The sequence below is a fragment of the Mesorhizobium sp. BR1-1-16 genome (assembly GCF_020165495.1).
In the GTDB taxonomy this organism is placed as follows: domain Bacteria; phylum Pseudomonadota; class Alphaproteobacteria; order Rhizobiales; family Kaistiaceae; genus Kaistia.
Genome location: NZ_JAIUIE010000023.1, coordinates 1 through 17,168, shown reverse-complemented (window position 1 = coordinate 17,168; position 17,168 = coordinate 1). Strand labels below are relative to the sequence as shown.

Below are 17,168 nucleotides of genomic sequence, written 5' to 3'. Positions count from 1 at the left end.
ATAAAATGAGAACGAAACGTAAACAAAAAACGGGGGACGTGTTGCCGGCACTGCAGTGGGAGCACCTTCTAAACTCAGAGCGCCGCAAAGATCGGGCCAAGGGCGGCAAGGGGCCCTCAACTCAGCACACCAAGCCGGTGGAGCACCGAATGGAGCTCGAGCGCGACCACGACCGGATCCTGTTCTCTACACCTGTTCGGCGAATGCAGGACAAGACACAGGTCTTCCCACTCGAGGCGCATGACAGCGTTCGCACGCGTCTTACCCACAGTCATGAAGTCGCAAACATGGCGCGCAGCATCGGCACCGCCATTGTATACGAGCACCGTGACAATGTCTCGTTCCCGGAAGCGGTGAATGCCCAGCGAAATCTTCCTGCACTGCTCGAAGCCATCGGACTGGCCCACGACTTGGGTAATCCTCCCTTCGGCCACCAAGGCGAAGCGGCCATCCGTTCATGGATGGAGGCCAAGGAAAACGAGTTAGGCGGCGAGTTCTTCGGCGGCCTCAACGAGGCCGAAAAGTTCGACTTTCTCAAGTTTGAAGGCAACGCTCAGGCTTTCAGGCTTTTGACGCGGCTCCAGATCGTGAACGACGATTTTGGGCTCAATATGACGTATGCGTTCCTCGCCGCGCTCATGAAGTACCCCTCATCATCCGACAAGACTGACGACGGCGTTCTGGCGCGAAAGAAGTTCAATTTCTTTCAGTCCGAGGCAGATATCGCCAAGGAAGTCTGGAGCGTCACCGGGCTTTCGGAAGGGGTTCGTCATCCGCTGACTTTCATCATGGAAGCCTGTGACGACATCGCCTACTCGGTCGTGGACATCGAGGATGCAGCTAAGAAGGGGCTGGTCAATTTCGATAGCCTGATCGGCTATCTCGAGCATCATGGCGCAGGTGACGCCGTTGTCGATGCAATCGTCAAGAAAGCGACACAAAGGCACGAGGAGTTCCGGCACGACTCTCTTTCGGCAGCCGAGCTGGACGACATCACGCTGCAGATGTGGCGTGTCGCCAGCATAGGCGAGATGGTCGTCGCAGCGACGGACGCGTTCGTCGCTAACTACGACCCGATCATGAAAGGCCAGTTCAACCGGGAGCTGATGGCCGCCTCTCGGTCGGTTCAGCTCTGGAAATGCCTGAAGAAGTTCGCGAAATCGCACATCTACAATCACCGTCAGGTACTCGAAGTAGAGCTCAAAGGGCATCAAACCATCCATGGTCTCATGGACATTTTCTGGGCAGCAATCCAAGATCGGAAAGACGAAGCCGATATCAACGCCAAGCGGCCGCCGCTCTCGAACTACGTCTATTCGCGGATCTCAGAGAACTATCGCCGTGTTGCGGTGAGCGAGACCAACAAAATGCCTCTTCGTTACCGCGAGCTGCAGCTCATGACCGACATGGTCTCCGGTATGACCGACTCGTTCGCTGTATCGCTTCTCAAGGATTTGAGGGAGCGCGGCGCCAAGTGATGCAGTCGGCCGACCAGCACGATCTACACCTCAGCGCCGGCATCGCCGCGTTCATTCGCGGCAGCGAAGGAGACGACATAGGTCGCCTCGTTGACCACCTTGACCGATTCGGTGAGGTCGCGATCTTTGGGGGCCTGCCCAGAGATTTTGCTCGTGTTGGCAGTGCAAACTTCAATTCTGACGTCGATCTGGTGGTCGATACACCGGCGGGAGTCCTTGAGAACGTCCTGCGTCCCATGGGTGCCGAGGTTAATCGCTTCGGCGGGTACCGCATTCGATACGGCCGGTTCGAGTTCGACATCTGGGCACTGGAGAGAACCTGGGCGGTCAGTGCCGGGCTCGTGGCGGTTCAGTCGCTTACCGACCTCGTCAAAACCACGTTCTTTGATTGTGACGCCATTCTTTATCACTGCCGCACATCGACAATCAGCCGCTCCGGCTCGTTCTGGTCGAACCTCCATCAGGGCATCGTAGACATCAACCTCGAGGCGAACCCGCACCAAGTCGGCACTCTTGTTCGAACGCTGCGAGTGTTGTTCGACTGGCAACAGTCCTTGTCGCCAAAACTGGCAGACTATCTGGTGGCGGGGCTCGCCGAGCACCGCGCCGCTGTAGTCCAGTATGCGCTGGCTCATTCCGGGGCGTATCGTTTTACCCGTGAACTCGATCTGGACGTGGCTCTTGGTGAACTGCACTGTCAGGAGACCTCAAACGGCCTACAGTTCAAGCAGCTCATGCGCCACCGGAGACCAAGGGGCAAGCGTGCCTCTTCCTGCTTGAACACAATCTACCCGTAACGCCCAAGCTTGACCGTGCCGATGGCTGGTCATTGCTGGGTCGGAAGCGGATGCCCGCCACCATCGAGAGGGATAAAATTTCCGATGCTTGGCGCACCGCGACGTGCACCCCGATTCTGGGCCAGCCGGAACTGGAAAATTCCAGTTCCTGATCCGGTCCCAATCTTTGGACCACCTGAGGCTAGAGTTTCCTGCCTCTTTCACGGCGGTGGGCTGGCGGCACCGCCGGGGTTCTGCAACGTGATCGGGGGCTTATGGCCGATGGCGCAGTGCGGCCGATCGCAGTTGTAGTATCTGAGCCAATCCTCCATCTTTTCCCGCGCGTCGGCAAGGGTCAGGAACCAGTGTGTGTTCAGGCACTCGCTCCGGAAGCGCCCATTGAAAGCCTCGATGAAGGCATTGTCGGTGGGCTTGCCGGGCCGGGAGAAGTCGAGCGTGACGCCCTTCGCATAGGCCCACAGGTCCAGGTCACGCGACACGAACTCGCTGCCCTGATCGACCCGGATCGTCTTCGGATAGCCCGTCCGGGCGCAGACCCGCTCGAGCGTTGCGACCACGTCTTCCGCCCGATAGCTGAATCGCGGGTCGATCACCGGGGAGAACCGGGAGAAGGTATCGACCACCGTCAGGACCCGGATCTTCTTGCCCGCGGCGAGCTGGTCATGGACAAAATCCATCGCCCAGACATCGTTCGGTCGCGTCGCCGGCGCACGATCCTCGCGCACCTTCGCCTTGACCCGGCGCTTGGGGGTTTTGTTGCGGAGTTGCAGACCTAACTCATTGTAGATCCTGTGCGTTCGCTTGATGTTGATGTCCCAGCCCTCGCGCTGAAGCATGACGTGGACGCGGCGATAGCCATACCGCACACGGGTCTCGCAGATGGCCTTGATCCTTGCCTCAATCCCGGCCTGATCGCGCTTGCGTGACCGATAGTGGAAGGTCGAGCGATCGAACTCGAGGGCCCCACAGGCCCGCCGGATCGACACCTTCCACTCCTCGCAGATCACGCTCACCAGCTTGCGCTTGCGACCAGGCCTTAGATTTTTCGGCGGATGACGTCCTGCAGCATCTCCTTGTCGAGAGACAGATCCGCCACGATCCGTTTCAGCTTGGCGTTCTCGTCCTCAAGCTGCTTCAACCGTCGCATCTCCGGCGGCGTCATGCCGTCGTAGCGCTTCTTCCAGTTGAAGTAGGTCGCCTGGCTGATCCCGGCCTTGCGACAGATCTCCGCCACCGGCACGCCCTCGGCGCCCTGTTTGAGAATGAACACCTTCTGCGCTTCCGAAAACTTGCTCGCTTTCATCGTCTTCCGCTCCTCCCAGCCAAGGGATCAGGACACGGAAAACTCTAACTCAAAGCGGTCCAGTTTCCTGGGATCAGATCATTCCAAACGGGCCAAAAAGCCGGGGGCACGTCATCTCCATATCGTCGAGGAAGTAGATCTCGTGACCGGGGCCGTCCGGGCAGTGCTGTGTAAGGGTCTGGGCCAGTTGCGCAGTTACGCCATCAATCGTGGTTGCTGGGTTGAGTGCCTGATCGCGCTCACGCAGGGTTGCGTCATGCTCGTTGGACCGCTCGGTAACCTGATCGCGCCAGTTCTCTTCCCCGGTTTCCGCCTTGGTTGGGTTCAACGGCACAAGGTCGACAACACTTTCGGCTACGGCACGAACAATGGCTCTGACGGGGTGAGCCGCAGGTAGACTCAAGGGTGGCCTGGTTTCTCCGGAGTGGTCGTCAGGCCTTTTGCCCTTGCCCCTCGATATTCTCGCCGGTGGCTCGTTCAGACCGCCAGGGCGGCATGCCCCGCCAGCGGCACCGTTGGAACACGGCAGGCGCTGTTGAACGCTTCGACCATCGCGGCAGCGTGCGTTAGGTTGCGGAGGTCGCCCGGCGCCAGCTTGTGACCGGCCTGCTTGAGATGTTCGCTCCAGGACTCGGCGTCGATCTCCCCGGCCTGCGAATGGTCCGCAATCGGCCCAACCACACCAACCTCCTCCAGCCGGCACAGCACGACACAATCCCATGAGATGGAATTGGCCCGCTTATGGAGCCCGCCGCTGTTGTCACCGTACATTGGCCAAATCCGGACAGGGCGGATGCCTGCCACGGCTAACGCCGAAGCAAGGGACTGCCAGCCTCGCCCGTCGAGGTTCTGATAGGTGAATACGACCCTGGCGCCAGGCTTACAGGTCCGCCGAACCTCGACAAGTGCCTCCCCGAGGCTTTCTCCAAATGTTTTGGCGGCATCGAGCCCAGCCCCGGGCTTGGCAAGTTGTCCGGCAGGGAACGCCGGGAGGTGCTCAGGGCCGACCATCCCGAGCCTGACCATCCAGGGCACGAAGAAGTGGCCAAGTTCGGAGTATGCGATGTAGTTGAAATAGGGAGGATCGGTCAGGACGAGGTCGACCGACGCATCGGCGATATGGGAAAGGTGGCGAGCGTCCTGGCAGCGAACGTCCCAGCTGCCGGGCTCAAACCACCTCACTGCTCGCACCCCGTCGGCGATCGTAGGCTCAGTTGCCTCGCGCATCGCCCTAGCCGCCCGTTGCACGGCCCTGACTGCGTTGGGGAACGTCCCCCTGCCGTTCTTCTCAAGCCAAGGATTGAGTTCCACCGGTCTTGCAATATGCCGATAGGCGCGGATTGAGAACAGCCCGGTCAACCGGCGCCAACCGCCTGCATAGGCGCACAGCAGGTTGTTGGTGGTGAGGTGATCGGAGAATGCGACCTTCATGGCATCGCCGACTGCTCCGTCGAGCTTGCCGATCGCCCGCGCCAGCAGACCCAGGTGCAGCTTTTGCCTCGCTCCGAACAGGTCGCGGTAGTCCGCATAGCCGTACTGAACGAGGCGATTGTCGCTTCGCCCTTCCTTCGGGATCGGTCCGGCCGCTAGGAACTCGGGGTCGCGCTGCAGTTCCGCCTGCAACCGGTTCCGGGCCGCCTCATAGACAGCGACGTCCTTTGGGGTGGCCGCCCGTATTCGCCGGAGGGTATTGGCGTATTTCTTCTCGGCGCCTGCGGGAATGGTTTCGACGGCGAAGAGACGGAACCGGGGAGACGTGCCGCTCACTTTCGCGGCATCTATCAGCCGATCCTTTTGACCGCAGCACGGGCAGATCGCAGCGCCGTGATCCAGCCGGCCAGAGTTCGGCATGGTCTTCTTGCCACAGGCGCAAACATGCCCTTTCCGGGCCATGGTGCGCTCCGTGACTTCCCCACAGTCCTTGCAGACGATCCATTCGCGCTTGGCGTCGTCATTCCAAGCGAGGCGGAAGCTTGGATGCGCATCGAAAGTGTGCGCGCAGTTCGAGCAAGTATGCTGCTGGACCCAGAAGGCGTGGAGGAGCGTCTCGTCCTTTCCCTCTGCGTCGGTCGCCCTGTAATAGTGTTCGAGTTCTGATCCGACCGCGTCTTTGAGAGTGTCGAGCGCCGAAGTGAGGTCAGGAAGTTTGCTGAGCCGACCTTGGAAATTTGATACCGCGGCCGCCACGGGCTCGATATCTGTGCCGTATATGTCGGCACCCAAGCGCGATGCTTCGAGTAGCATCACACCGCCCCCCATGAACGGGTCGAGGACCGAGATTCCTTCACAGCTCGTCTCGCCATAGTAGGCTGACCAGAAGTTCCGATCGGAAGGGGTCGCTGCGGCAACGGCGAGGGACCTGGCCGTGGCTGCGAGGCGGCGGGCGAACCATTTATGGGACTGGTACGCCGGTCGCGGGCGTACCCCCTCCCGTTTCGCAATCTGCGCGATCTCTCCTACTGGTAGTATACCGGCATCCAGCAGAGACTGTTCCGGCAGCCCACTCGTCATCGTACCCTCAACTCACACTCACCGAGGTCCTCGAGCCCCGGCATCGAGAATGCCGTTCCGGTACGCAAGAAACCATACACAAGATGCTTCAGGAGCCGCGAATCCCGCAGCGCCTTGATGTCCTTGGGAAGGTAGTCGGCCAGGCGGCGGCTGAGGACAACAACCATCTTGGTCTTGGCGCGGGAGACAATGACGTTGAAGCGGTTGATGTTGTAGAGGAAATCCTCCTCGCTGGCGATCTGGTCACCGTCGCCCAGACCAAAGGAAGCGAACATTGCCATTTTTTCCTGACCCTGGAAGCGTTCGACGGTATCGACCGAGCGGAAAAGCTCCTCGGCGGTATCGGCATCCGGTTGCAGTGCCAGCATCAGGGATTCGATAACCGCGGACTGCTGCGCCCGATGAGGTGTGACGATGCCGACGCCCCTTTTGAAGAAGGCCGCGCCGGAGAAGGGCCGGCCCGTCTGGGGATCCACCAGTCGCCCGTGCAGGCCTGCGACAAGGGAGGCCACAAGCCTGGCTTCGCCGTCGTTGCGCTGGCTGCTGTACATGTCAGAGTGGACCACGGCGGCGAGCGGGTGGTCTGGATCGAGGATCCGGGCAATCTGGTCCGACCATGGAAGCTCCGCCGGCACCGAGGCCGGGCGAGCGATCGGAACAGGCGTCGACAGCAGCATCCGCTGATCCGGGCACTTCGCCGTCAGTCCGGGATAGCCGGTTGTCGAGACGAACTCGATGATCTCGCTGTTTGACCGATAGCTGACATCAAGCATGGTTGGCGCGATGAAGCGGGGGCTGCCGTCCGGATTGGTCTGGCCGTGCCGGTATTTGCAGAAGAAATCATAGATCGAACCGACAATGTGTTCGGCACCGATCGGCGGATCAATCGGGTGAATGGGCGCCATCTGCAGGTCGTCGCCGACCACGGCCACGCAGGCGCCATCGGCCAGGACGCTGAACGTTACGGAAGCGTGCGCCACGTCCATCTGCGACGCCTCGTCGATCAGCAGGTAGTCGATGAACGACTGCGGATCGTCCTTGTTGCGCAACCGGCTGAGTTTACCCAACTGCTGCGCCGTCGCCCCAATTACTGTCGTGCCACCAGTTTCGAGTCTAGAAAGCAACTCCTGCGCAACTGCGTCTCCGATCTTGGTCGGGACGACAAAGTCGCGAAGGATCGGATCAATGCCGGCCTCGGACGTATCCGGCGACTTGAGCCGCGCAAACAGAACGTCCTGTCCCTTGAGTCGTTCGGGCAACTTCCGCATCACGTTGTCGACAGCCACCCAGGTTGGGCCGGTGATCGCAATGCGGATACACCGCCCCTCGCTGCGGGCTTGGGTGATCAGCGCCACGAGCAATGCGGCCGAGGTCTCACTCTTTCCGGTCCCAGGAGGCCCCCAGAGCAGGCTTAGCCGCCGTGTCAGGCCATTGGTGATTGCCGTCACCTGAGACGGATTCTCCCTCACGAGCGCGGGTAGCGTGCCGAGACCGGCACTAACGTCCTTGACCACCGGCCGGGCAAGAATGTCTGCCTGCCAGATAAAGGGTACGGCCGCGCTGCCGGTTTCCTTGATACGGGGCGCCGCGCCGCCGGACCGAATGACCCTCCGCGCATCGACGAGCGGATCGTCGACGGAGATCTGGGGCACACCGATCGAGCTCAGCGCCGGCCGCAGCCGCGGCCCGACGAAGTAGTCGATGTGAAGCGGATCTATGATGCCGTATCGCGCCTTCCCCGCACCGACCTCAAACGTCAGATCCAAGATGCCGTAGTCGACCATGCGGTACAGGATGCCATCGGCAGCAACGACTACGATTCGGCGAACGCGGTCGAACCTGATCAGAGACACTTTGCAGGCTTTCCGCACCTTCTGGCGAAGACGCCAGTCCGGAATATGCTGGCTCATATTGGGAAAGGTGTTTGCCAGCTTGCCGAGCGTCCAATGCTGCATGTGCAGGCTGTCTTCGGGCATCAAGGAGAGGTTGAACTCATCCTGCTTGACCTTGGCCTCGGTGGACCGTTCCGACATCTCGAATACCCAGACGGCGTCGTCTGACACCAGGGCACCAAGTCGCTGCCGCTGAAGCTCCTCCCTCCTGGCCTCGTCCTCCAGCCGCCTTACGAGCCGGACGCTCTGAAACCGCGCCTCACGCTCGAACGGCGGCGTTGCCATCTGCAGGTCAACCTCGAGCGTCTGCGCGGCATCCATCAACCGTGCATGCTGGTAGATGACCTGCAGGTCCTGAGCGACGGCCGACAACCTGTCGCCGTCTCCGAACACCCGCTCGATCGAGGGAGCTTCGGCGGTGAGCTTTGTGTCCTCGGTCTGCTCGAGATCGTACCGGAGCCGGTTTGCCACCGACAGCGTCGCGCCGAGGCGCTCCCGCACCACTCGACGAAGCTCTTCCTGAAAGTCGTCCGGCGTCTGATCCTTGAAGGGACTCTTGTTGCCGGCCCACACTTCGTGTCCACGCTCGGACGGAATCTGGTCAGATAGCGGATCGGCGAAGAAGGGATGCTGTCTGAAGTCGAAGACCCTCCGGTCCGCGGCGACAGGTATGCGGTAGGCGTTGGCGATGAAACCCTGGCCGTAGTGGTAGGGGATGTCGGCCGCCAGCAACCGCACCATTTCGCTGACGATGGTGATCGGCGAGTTCCGCTCGACGTTCTCGGCCTCCTGCACGACTTCCTCCGGCGGAAATATCCAAGCCATGGGAGAGAGGTCCGACCCACGCTTCTTCTTGTCCACAGGAGCGGTTCGGATCAACTCGAGGTGCCGGCCCATCATCCGGCAGAACTGCTCGAAATTGAGCATGTCCCAGAGGTAGAACTGGATCGAGGGCTTGTAGTTGGATTCGCCGACGATCTCGTCGCGGGCCTTGGTAATCTGGTCGCAGAAGTCGAGCACCTTGTCGCGCAGACGGGTGAGGAAATCGAGGAAGACCTCGCCTTCGGCGCGGACGGTCTTGTCCGATACCAGTCGTGCCTGGTGCCAGCGCTCGAACTGGCCATCCACGAGTACCTTGCCCCAGCCCGTCCGCATTACCTCGCCGGTTTTTGGATCGTGCCTGACCGACGTCGGAACATAGGCCTCGACCTGGCAGCCCAAAGCGAAGCTGATGCCGGTCGAGACATCAAAATCCGCCGACAGCGCCACGCGAACATCGCTGAAGCGCGGCATAATCGCCGAGGTGCCCGTACGGTCCGGCAGCCGGGCCTCCCCCCGACTTTGAAGCGTGCTAGCTCTCGCTTGAACGATGTGCCGCGTTGCCCTCAAGTTCTGGTGTGTTTCGAACACACTGCTACCGGGGGACAGGTTCGCCAGGTCATCGATCTTCTTGACGTTGACGGAGGATAGTTTTCCGCTCGCACCTTCAGTTAGTCCCGCAATACGGCTCAGGTGCTTCTCCCGGTCCGCCGTGGGCGAGCAATACCTCTGGTCAATGCTGTCCAGCTCCTTGCCCGACCGGGTCCAGGGCAGTCCGAGATAGTCGCAGCCTATGCAGCGGCTGTTGATGTGCAGCGGTAGGTCCCGCCAGTCCGCCGGCGCAATCACCTCGCGCAGGTCATGCGCCAGAAAACGAACGACGCGGCCGAGCACAACTTCTGCCGGCATGTCCTCGAGGTCCGTCTCGAACCGGTCGTAATAGCTCGGCCTGTCCCGCAACCGCGAGCCGCGGCCCATCTCCTCTGCTTCAAGCTGGCGAATGGCCGAGCCCTCATGCGAGCCAGGCCAGATGGCGGCATCTGCCAGCACAACAAAGCGGTCGGTGTAGCGCTTGTCCGCCAACCAGCCCTCCAGGGTCATGCCGTAATAGGCTAGCTCTGCGAAATGCGCCGGCGACGGCTGCTCGGACAGCTTGACGTCGATGATCCTAAGTCCAACCCTGAGATCGTCGGCATCGATCTCGATGACCCTCCCAGCGGCATCCACGACACGCCTGGGTTTCCCGGTCGGCGCCATCGACAACAGGATGTCCGGCCGGTTGGCGCCGAAGCTCAGCGATACCCCCTGCCCACCCGATACCAGGTCTGTCAGCGCGTGTTCGGCGATGAACCCGTTCGTGACCTCATAGAGAACTTCGAAGGCAAAATGTCCCGGTGTCAGCAGGTGCTCGAGCGCTGCCTCAAGGGCGAGATCCTCAAACGCCTGCTCTTCCTCTCGGGCGTATAGTCTCGGCGTGCCGTGCCGGACGGCGTCAGCCCCGAAGATGTCTGTAATTGTGAAATAGCATTCACGCTCGTATCGGCGACCTTGGTCGGCGATCAGCTGCAGCCCCGGGCGTCCGGTATCCTTGTCGGGAGCATCCGCCCGGCGGCGTGCCTCGACGCCTGCGTAGAGGTCAAGGCGCAGACGCCGGCGACACTCTCCGCGGATGTATTTCGAGATGGCGCCTTTAGATAGTCGATACACCGGTAAGCCTCTCGCCACCTTACGCCCGAATGGGCGAAGGATAAAATTGTCGCAGGGCGTGAATTCCGCAAGTGCGAAAGTTGCGCCCTCACCGATTATTTAGGGGATTCTCGGTACCGAAGTCTAAGGCCCGCGTTTAGCCGAGTTCTGCGGCAATTCTGTTGTGAACCGCTCGAGATTGGCTGTCCCTCGTGTGATGGCGTAGTGCAGAGCGAGCAGGGCTGGCGGAGCCATTCTTTAGCTGCCTAGCGCAAACGCGAGAAGCGCGGACCTCCCAATTGAAATCATTCTTTTGTGGCAGTTTGTTACGATTGGAAGGATTTTGGCAATGGCTGGATTCATTGCCCTGTTTGGTGCTCCACCGGACGCTCGCCCTGAAGGGTGACTCCAAGCTAGATGTTGGGCTTCGACCTGAATTGAGCGCCCAGGGTAGCGTCCACAATCTCTTGCTCACCCTTTCATGTGTGCATCCCCAACGCCGTTGAGGCTAAGTCTACGGGAAATCAGCAGTGAGCAAGCCTTTGACGATCCTCGTCTTCCTCACTTTTTGATCGTGATGGACGAAGGACGGATGGCGCGGCCGGTGCCTAAATCCAAAGGCTTAGCGATTGGGTTCTTCTACCATTGGCTCAGCATTCGCTGACGGCCCAGAAGGCTGCGACTTATACTGCGCCGCCTCGTCAGAGGAGGTCGCCGCAGCGACGTCCGTCGCTCAAGCATGTCAACATGCCCCTACGACGGTCGATTGGCTTGGCTGGTTGCGGCATCAAGAGATGTGTACGAGACCCATGTGATACTTCAGGCTCAAGCAAGCGATGACGCCTGACCAAGTAGTATTGACGCCAGTGATGATACGAGGATGGTTGAACCACAGCATGTCTTGGCAAGAATGCCATGGCTGTCTAGGCGAGGCCTACGACGGCCGCGTTCAGGCAACCCGATTCCCAGTCCGAACGTCCGAGATGAGGGCCCTAAGCTGACGTTGGTAACGGAGTGGCGATAGGGTCCCGTTGGCTTAACAGCTGCCACAGCGGGGGGGCTGCTCGACAAAGTGCACGGCTTGCGTCGATCCTACTGCTTGCCGCTGGGTCCGTGCGTTTAGGTCCCACCCGCGCCTCTCTTGGTCGGCCTCCTAACGGAGCTAATCACCGCCAATCGAATCAACTGGCTCACGAAAGTGCTCCTCCCGGTCGCCGCGCCGATGATCTGGATACACTTCGCCGCCAGGTCCCAGCCTCAGGCCGCGGAGAACGGGCTGCCACGGTCCGAAGGCGAGGGCTCCTCAATCGAGGATGACCACTTTCACAAACAGGATCGTGGTGCAGATCAGCAGAATGGCCATAAGGATGATCACGTGCCTGAGCTTGCGCCGGATGCTGCGGAAGACATTTTCCAGTTCATCGATTTCGGGTGACATGAGCGCCTTCTGGGTAAAGTTCCGGGTGACCGACAGGTGTCCAATGGATGCTGTTGGCCGGCCCTACCGCGATTTGGAAATCTTGCCTGGGCCTGACGAAGTGCAAAGCGATTGGGCAAGCGTTCGTTGCGTCATCCGTAGGCTGCCCTGCCTCAGCCCGATCGCGAACTCGTTAAGGCTGCCAGCTGCAAGTGCGACCACATTTTCGGTCGTACTCGCCTCCTCAGCGACGAGCATCGGCCCGTTGGGCCGGAGGAAGACATATGCGCAAAGGAAGGCAGTCTGTTTGCTGCCGTCGATAAATGGGCGGTTGCGCACGACGCCGAAGGCATTGGCCGCAGCGATGTCGAGGAGGTCATCGCTTCCACAGGAGAAGCCGTTCGCGGGACCGCCAAGCGCCGATTCGAGCAGTCCCCGATCGCGGATCCCTGGCGCGCCGCCGTGCTCCTCGATTTGCAGCGCGTGGATCTCTTCGACGAGCTTAGGAAGCAGCCAGACAGGCTCGTTCATTTCGCGAGTTCCCGAAGCGTATTGCGATAGCGCCATGCCTTCGCGCGCGAAGGCGAGCTGCCGAAGCAGCCGAGGATCCAGCTTGGACAGCAAAATCCCATCCGGATGAACCTCGAGGTAGAGATCAGATCCTGCAGTGAGTTGCATCACCGACGCGAGGTCGATTTCAGGACTCACGACCAACACACCGCCTTCAGCGTCCAGAACCTTCACTCGTATAGGCATTCCCGCCTTCGTCGGTGTTCAAAGCGCCTCTCCGTCAAACACTCATGCCAATCAAATCGACGGCCATTTGCGATTCAACGAATATATCGCATTGCCGACCCGCGCTAGACCCGAAAGTAATAATACGTATGCAAACTACACTAAGTCATTACTGACTTATCGCTCACCGTACTGTCTGATCACTGCTCCGGTCGAGCCGTAGCTTCTCAAACGCATGATCTCATGCGAAGCCTGTGGGCCGGTACTCGTGTAATCTGGTTGAAGAATTCGCGCTGTTCCCACTTATCGATCGACAGAGGAGGATAGCCATTCCCCGCGTTGGCGCACCGGCAGGCATCCCCCTGCGCCCTCATGGCGGTTCTAGGACTTCGCTTCTCAGATGGGGGAAGCGCATTGCTGAGAGCCCCGATCTGTAGATCGGACCCCTGATCGGTCCACGAACTCGTCGCAGCGCTCGTGGAGACGGCGTTGCGCGTCCGTCGGACGCCAGTCTGTGTGCGCCCTTTCTGCCGGCGCGTCCCGCAAGTTTGGCGCTGCAGTGAGCCGTTCCCCGTCCCCGCGCTCTCCGTCAATCATCCATAGCTCGCCAGATCCAATGGCCCTCTCTGTGGCGGCTTCCCTGGTGCTGCGCTCAGGCAGACCGATCCGCGGGGATCTATCGATGTCACGGTCAAGGCGCCTGCAACCTCAGAGTGCCTGGGGTTTCAGGAGCGGATATGTTCGCTTCAGCAGATCTTAGGTGGTCAGGGCGCAACATCATCGTAGATGTTTGGTCTCGGCAGGGAAGTCAATCGCTCCTCAGGAGGTTCGTCCAGACTACTTGGCTCCCCTGCGGCGGTGGTGCTCGGGAAAGGTGTCGCAGTTGAGGTTCGGTCGACCATTGCCACCGATTGCGGACCGATATCCGCACGGCGATCATAGATGGATCTACCGGCGTGCCGCACTCAACGTTGAAGGAGTTGGCGGTAATCCGATGGTCTCAGGTAGATGCATCTACTCCAGGTGGAGTCTAACCCTGGACACTTACGATCAGATGGGGGGCAGCGTCGCGCGCTGGTGGCAGTCCGGGCGGTTGGTCCAGTACCAAGGACGCCAGAACCGTGGCGGACTGATGATGTGGCGAGCGACGGCGGAGCAGAGGCGCGACAGCGCGGACTATCTCGGCTGGACCGAGCGCGACTTCCCTCATCTGTTTGCGGACTATCAGGCCGGGGAGTTCGGTTCGGTGACCGAGCCGCCATTGCAGCCGGCCTCAAGAAGCGGAGGACACGCCTGCAGAAACCGTAGAACGCGTGGCGAAAGGCCACCAGCGCCGAGCCGAGGGCCGTCGAACTGTGGGGCACTCCGGCAACAGTGCTCGCGCCTGCTGCGAGCGCGGCACCATCGGCGGATACCGTCGATCGCCTCTCGAACCGTGGGCGATCGATAGGATCCGGCCCATCATGACGGCACGGGGCCTCACGAGAGGTGCCGTCTTGGACGAACTCGGCTTTGGGCGGCTTGACCCTTCCCTCGGCAACGCCCTGAAGCAGGTCAGCCGGTTGCGGTCGGCAGCGATTGCCGCGATCAGTTGGCGGCTGACGACCAACGCGTCTGTGTGATTGGATGCGGCCATGGGCGCACAATACGGCGTTGGGGATCGGCTGAGGCCGGCACCACAGCGCCCACCCCTCCAGTACCCACGACGTCGATCACGAACTCGATCGACAAGGGCTGAACAGCAGCCTCAGTTTCTGGACCAGCGCAAGCGTCGGCGCCGGATCGGCATCATGTGACGCCATGCGGATGACCTCGATCCAGAACGCCTCGTTGCGCGTCAGAGTAATGGGCTTATCGTCATCCGCGGCACCGGGTCTCATGGTATCCCGGCTCATTTCCCGAAAGTCCCCCTGATGGCCGAGCGAGCTCACGCCGTCAGGGACGGGTCGGTGCCACCCGATGCCGACCTGATCTCCTCGAGCCAGGCGATCTCGTTCCTGGAGACGACCGTGCCGAAGGCTTCCATCAAAGCGGCGGCGTTGGTGTCGCCCACCATCTGCTCGAGCGCCAGCCGAGCGAGGAGCCGCAGATCGCAATCGAGCGCCTTGGCGAGACCGGGAACGCGATCGACCGGCAACTTCGACGCGCCGGACTTCACCATCGCCAGCATGTTGACGTTCGTGAAGCCTGCTTCCGTCGCGATGGCGGCCTGGGTCTTTTTGGGGCGTAGCTCGAGGACCCGCTTCTGCAGAAATTTGGTGAGACGCGTGTCGGCGTATGGCTTCGAAGAGGGTGTGTTCATCTAGTCGAAATGTCCCGAAATACGTTGATTGTATTGCATATATAGCAATATATAATTGGGGATTATAGAATGGCTTAATATAAATACAGTCCATGTTTCTGGATATTGGATACGAAAGAGCGTTTATATTCACTTTCATTCGATCTGTGAAGGTCGAGCTTGATGTGGTCAATCGCGGACCGGACAATGTCTCTCAGGCTACCCCGCTCAACCGTCGGCGGTCACGGAGGGGCCTAATCTGGAGGGTCAGCATGTCGCGGATGTCAGGGAAGGAGCGACATTTAGGAGCGCTCCCTTCGTCCCCGCGTCTTCTCGATGGCATCGATGATGCGCTTCAGCTCCTCAATCTCCGGCACGGCTTGATCAGCAGCCTTCTCCTCGGAGATCCGCCTTTGCTCGAACGCCTGGTAGAGCCGATGCGCCGTCTTTTCGGCTGCATCGGCACTCACGCGGCCAGCGCCGCGGAGCAGCGGCAACTCGTTGGACCGGATGAACTCGTCGAGGATGGTCTCCCATTCCGCGAGCACGATGCCCTGGCGGCGCCTCGATCTCAGTTCCGCGGTGTCGAGGAACATGGTCACGACGAGATTGAGCTCGGAGAGCTCGGCATCACCGAGATAGTTCTTGGCGGTGGAAACGTCCCCCTTGCGAACGCGCCCGCCCTTCCAGCTCGTCAGACCCATGTTCGGCTTGGCCGCGTCGGCGCCGCGACGATCAGCTCGGCAGCCGTATGGCCGGTGACGGCGTGCAGCATCTTGTTCTGGATGGTGGCGTAGAAGGTCGCGACGCCGGGATCGCCTTTCACGTAGTCTGCGCTCAGGCTCAGGATGTCGCGCAGCTTATGGTAGAAGCGCGCCTCCGACGCCCGGATGTCCCGGATTCGTTCGATGAGTTCGTCGAAATAGTCGGTGCGAGCGCCCTTGAGCTTCGCATCGTCCATCGCGAAACCCTTGACGAGATAGTCTTCCAGCACCGTGCTGGCCCAGCGGCGGAACTGCACGCCGCGCGGCGACCGGACACGGTAGCCCACAGCGAGGATGGCCTGGAGATTGTAGTGCTTCAGCGCGCGTTCGACCGACCGACCGCCCTCCTGGCGAACTTGTAAGAACTGCTTACAGGTTCGGATCTCGTCCAGTTCTCCCTCCTGATAGATCGCCGCCAGCAGCTGCGTGATGGCCTGCGGCGATGAATTGAACAGCGTTGCCATCTGCGCCTGCGTCAGCCAGGCGGTGCCGTCGGTGGCGCGGAGCTCGATAGTCGCCGCGCCGTCCTCGGTCGCATAGAGGATGACCTCGCCCACGCTCATGTGCCACTCCAACCGCCGAGGACGACATCCGCGCACGGAGCAGATCGTCCTGCCGAGACCTCGCGGCCCTGTCCGAGGACCAGGCTGGCATCGATAGTCATCGCCACAGTCACTTCTTTGGCGCGAATGGCGCGGCGCCGAGCGAACAACCTCAGCGAGGAGACGGAAGCGTCGACCTGGTAGAGATTGGGCCGAACCAGCGCCGTCAGGAGCGACTTTGTGGAGGCACCGTCGTCGACGCCTTCAATCGTAATATTATGCGCCGGGCGCTCATTGTGGGCGGACGTGAAGCGATACATCAGGCAACTCAGGAAAGCGACGACTCGGATGAAACTGCGTCGCGGAGCTTAGTATCATTGGAGGCTGCAGGCACGCCGTCCAAGGCGCGCCCTCTGCAATGTGGAGGATGGAATTCCTGTGCGAACTCCGCCTGAGCGCTGCCGTCGTCATTGGACTTAACTCCAACAGATCGACCGGTAGACCGTTCAGAGCATCAAGAGACAGCACGAGCGCCAGGGACAATGCGCCGGGTGCTCTCGAAGTGAGCGACCTCGACGCGATGATCGCCACTGCGCCGTCTGCGGAATGAGCTCTGGAATACCTATTCGAGTAGGCTCTGCCTCAGTTTCTCTGCGTTGATGCATCATGGATCGCTTCGAGTCCGCAGTTTTGTCCTGCAGATCGCTGAGCTCGCCCTAACACCAGGAGGAAGCGCAGTGTTCATGCGGGATCATTGCCCGTGAAGGCTCTGCCACGGGCGCACAGGTGGTTTACATCGGCGTGATTTTTTCGTCGGCGTCAACTTAATGTAAACTTTTGTCAACCTGCGTCACCCCGCAGCGACGTGAGCGTTGAGACCGACAAACTCTCGCTTGTTGACGGCCATCACTACCCGTACCGAACATCCACCTTCAAGGGTAAC

13 protein-coding genes are annotated in these 17,168 nt (G+C 60.6%); 2 read left to right on the top strand and 11 right to left on the bottom strand.

The window, feature by feature from the left end; translation table 11 throughout:
* Positions 1 to 5 precede the first annotated feature (5 nt).
* Positions 6 to 1,478, top strand: coding sequence for a dGTP triphosphohydrolase (gene dgt / locus LB518_RS24295; RefSeq protein WP_224580481.1), 1,473 nt, complete (start codon positions 6 to 8; stop codon positions 1,476 to 1,478).
* On the top strand, positions 1,478 to 2,275 hold the full coding sequence (locus tag LB518_RS24290) for a hypothetical protein (RefSeq protein ID WP_224580480.1): 798 nt from the start codon (positions 1,478 to 1,480) through the stop codon (positions 2,273 to 2,275). Before dgt ends, LB518_RS24290 begins: the two co-directional genes overlap by 1 nt.
* A 200-nt stretch (positions 2,276 to 2,475) precedes the next feature.
* On the opposite strand, the gene LB518_RS24285 is transcribed toward LB518_RS24290, so the two are convergent.
* The 11 genes from LB518_RS24285 to LB518_RS24245 all read right to left on the bottom strand — a co-directional run bounded on the left by LB518_RS24285 (position 2,476) and on the right by LB518_RS24245 (position 16,545).
* Positions 2,476 to 3,578 (bottom strand): IS3 family transposase gene (locus LB518_RS24285; protein ID WP_224580479.1). Its coding sequence is split into 2 segments (ribosomal slippage): positions 2,476 to 3,317 and positions 3,317 to 3,578, totalling 1,104 coding nucleotides; the frame shifts between segments, so codons are not numbered across the junction.
* A 73-nt stretch (positions 3,579 to 3,651) separates the two neighbouring features.
* The gene (locus LB518_RS24280; protein ID WP_224580478.1) at positions 3,652 to 3,906 is read right to left on the bottom strand and encodes a hypothetical protein; all 255 of its coding nucleotides are present in this window, start codon (positions 3,904 to 3,906) and stop codon (positions 3,652 to 3,654) included.
* A gap of 149 nt (positions 3,907 to 4,055) precedes the next feature.
* Positions 4,056 to 6,089, bottom strand: coding sequence for a hypothetical protein (locus LB518_RS24275; protein WP_224580477.1), 2,034 nt, complete (start codon positions 6,087 to 6,089; stop codon positions 4,056 to 4,058).
* The gene (locus tag LB518_RS24870; protein ID WP_224580476.1) at positions 6,086 to 10,507 is read right to left on the bottom strand and encodes a DEAD/DEAH box helicase; all 4,422 of its coding nucleotides are present in this window, start codon (positions 10,505 to 10,507) and stop codon (positions 6,086 to 6,088) included. The genes LB518_RS24275 and LB518_RS24870 overlap by 4 nt, the downstream gene beginning before the upstream one ends.
* A gap of 1,282 nt (positions 10,508 to 11,789) precedes the next feature.
* Positions 11,790 to 11,924, bottom strand: coding sequence for a hypothetical protein (locus LB518_RS24780; protein WP_286198850.1), 135 nt, complete (start codon positions 11,922 to 11,924; stop codon positions 11,790 to 11,792).
* A 63-nt stretch (positions 11,925 to 11,987) separates the two neighbouring features.
* Entirely contained in the window at positions 11,988 to 12,647 is a 660-nt protein-coding gene (locus LB518_RS24265; RefSeq protein WP_224580475.1) for a type II toxin-antitoxin system death-on-curing family toxin, read from the bottom strand.
* Positions 12,648 to 14,350: 1,703 nt separating this feature from the next.
* The gene (locus LB518_RS24260; protein ID WP_224580474.1) at positions 14,351 to 14,518 is read right to left on the bottom strand and encodes a hypothetical protein; all 168 of its coding nucleotides are present in this window, start codon (positions 14,516 to 14,518) and stop codon (positions 14,351 to 14,353) included.
* A gap of 47 nt (positions 14,519 to 14,565) precedes the next feature.
* The gene (locus tag LB518_RS24255; protein ID WP_224580465.1) at positions 14,566 to 14,940 is read right to left on the bottom strand and encodes an XRE family transcriptional regulator; all 375 of its coding nucleotides are present in this window, start codon (positions 14,938 to 14,940) and stop codon (positions 14,566 to 14,568) included.
* Between the two features lie 281 nt (positions 14,941 to 15,221).
* Entirely contained in the window at positions 15,222 to 15,623 is a 402-nt protein-coding gene (gene rhuM, locus LB518_RS24775; protein WP_286198849.1) for a RhuM family protein, read from the bottom strand.
* Positions 15,614 to 16,246 carry a RhuM family protein gene (gene rhuM / locus LB518_RS24770; RefSeq protein WP_286198848.1) on the bottom strand — a complete coding sequence of 211 codons (633 nt, stop codon included), beginning with the start codon at positions 16,244 to 16,246 and terminating at the stop codon, positions 15,614 to 15,616. The genes rhuM (LB518_RS24775) and rhuM (LB518_RS24770) overlap by 10 nt, the downstream gene beginning before the upstream one ends.
* A complete protein-coding gene (locus tag LB518_RS24245; protein ID WP_224580463.1) occupies positions 16,243 to 16,545 on the bottom strand; it encodes a hypothetical protein in 303 nt (100 codons plus the stop codon). The genes rhuM (LB518_RS24770) and LB518_RS24245 overlap by 4 nt, the downstream gene beginning before the upstream one ends.
* Positions 16,546 to 17,168: the final 623 nt, after the last annotated feature.

What these genes read in the sequence shown, in the direction of transcription:
- LB518_RS24275 (WP_224580477.1), bottom strand. Translation starts at nt 6,089, where the DNA reads ATGACGAGTGGGCTGCCGGAACAGTCTCTGCTGGATGCCGGTATACTA.
- rhuM (WP_286198848.1), bottom strand. Translation starts at nt 16,246, where the DNA reads ATGAGCGTGGGCGAGGTCATCCTCTATGCGACCGAGGACGGCGCGGCG.
- LB518_RS24255 (WP_224580465.1), bottom strand. Translation starts at nt 14,940, where the DNA reads ATGAACACACCCTCTTCGAAGCCATACGCCGACACGCGTCTCACCAAA.
- dgt (WP_224580481.1), top strand. Translation starts at nt 6, where the DNA reads ATGAGAACGAAACGTAAACAAAAAACGGGGGACGTGTTGCCGGCACTG.
- rhuM (WP_286198849.1), bottom strand. Translation starts at nt 15,623, where the DNA reads ATGGGTCTGACGAGCTGGAAGGGCGGGCGCGTTCGCAAGGGGGACGTT.
- LB518_RS24290 (WP_224580480.1), top strand. Translation starts at nt 1,478, where the DNA reads ATGCAGTCGGCCGACCAGCACGATCTACACCTCAGCGCCGGCATCGCC.
- LB518_RS24780 (WP_286198850.1), bottom strand. Translation starts at nt 11,924, where the DNA reads ATGTCACCCGAAATCGATGAACTGGAAAATGTCTTCCGCAGCATCCGG.
- LB518_RS24245 (WP_224580463.1), bottom strand. Translation starts at nt 16,545, where the DNA reads ATGTATCGCTTCACGTCCGCCCACAATGAGCGCCCGGCGCATAATATT.
- LB518_RS24260 (WP_224580474.1), bottom strand. Translation starts at nt 14,518, where the DNA reads ATGAGACCCGGTGCCGCGGATGACGATAAGCCCATTACTCTGACGCGC.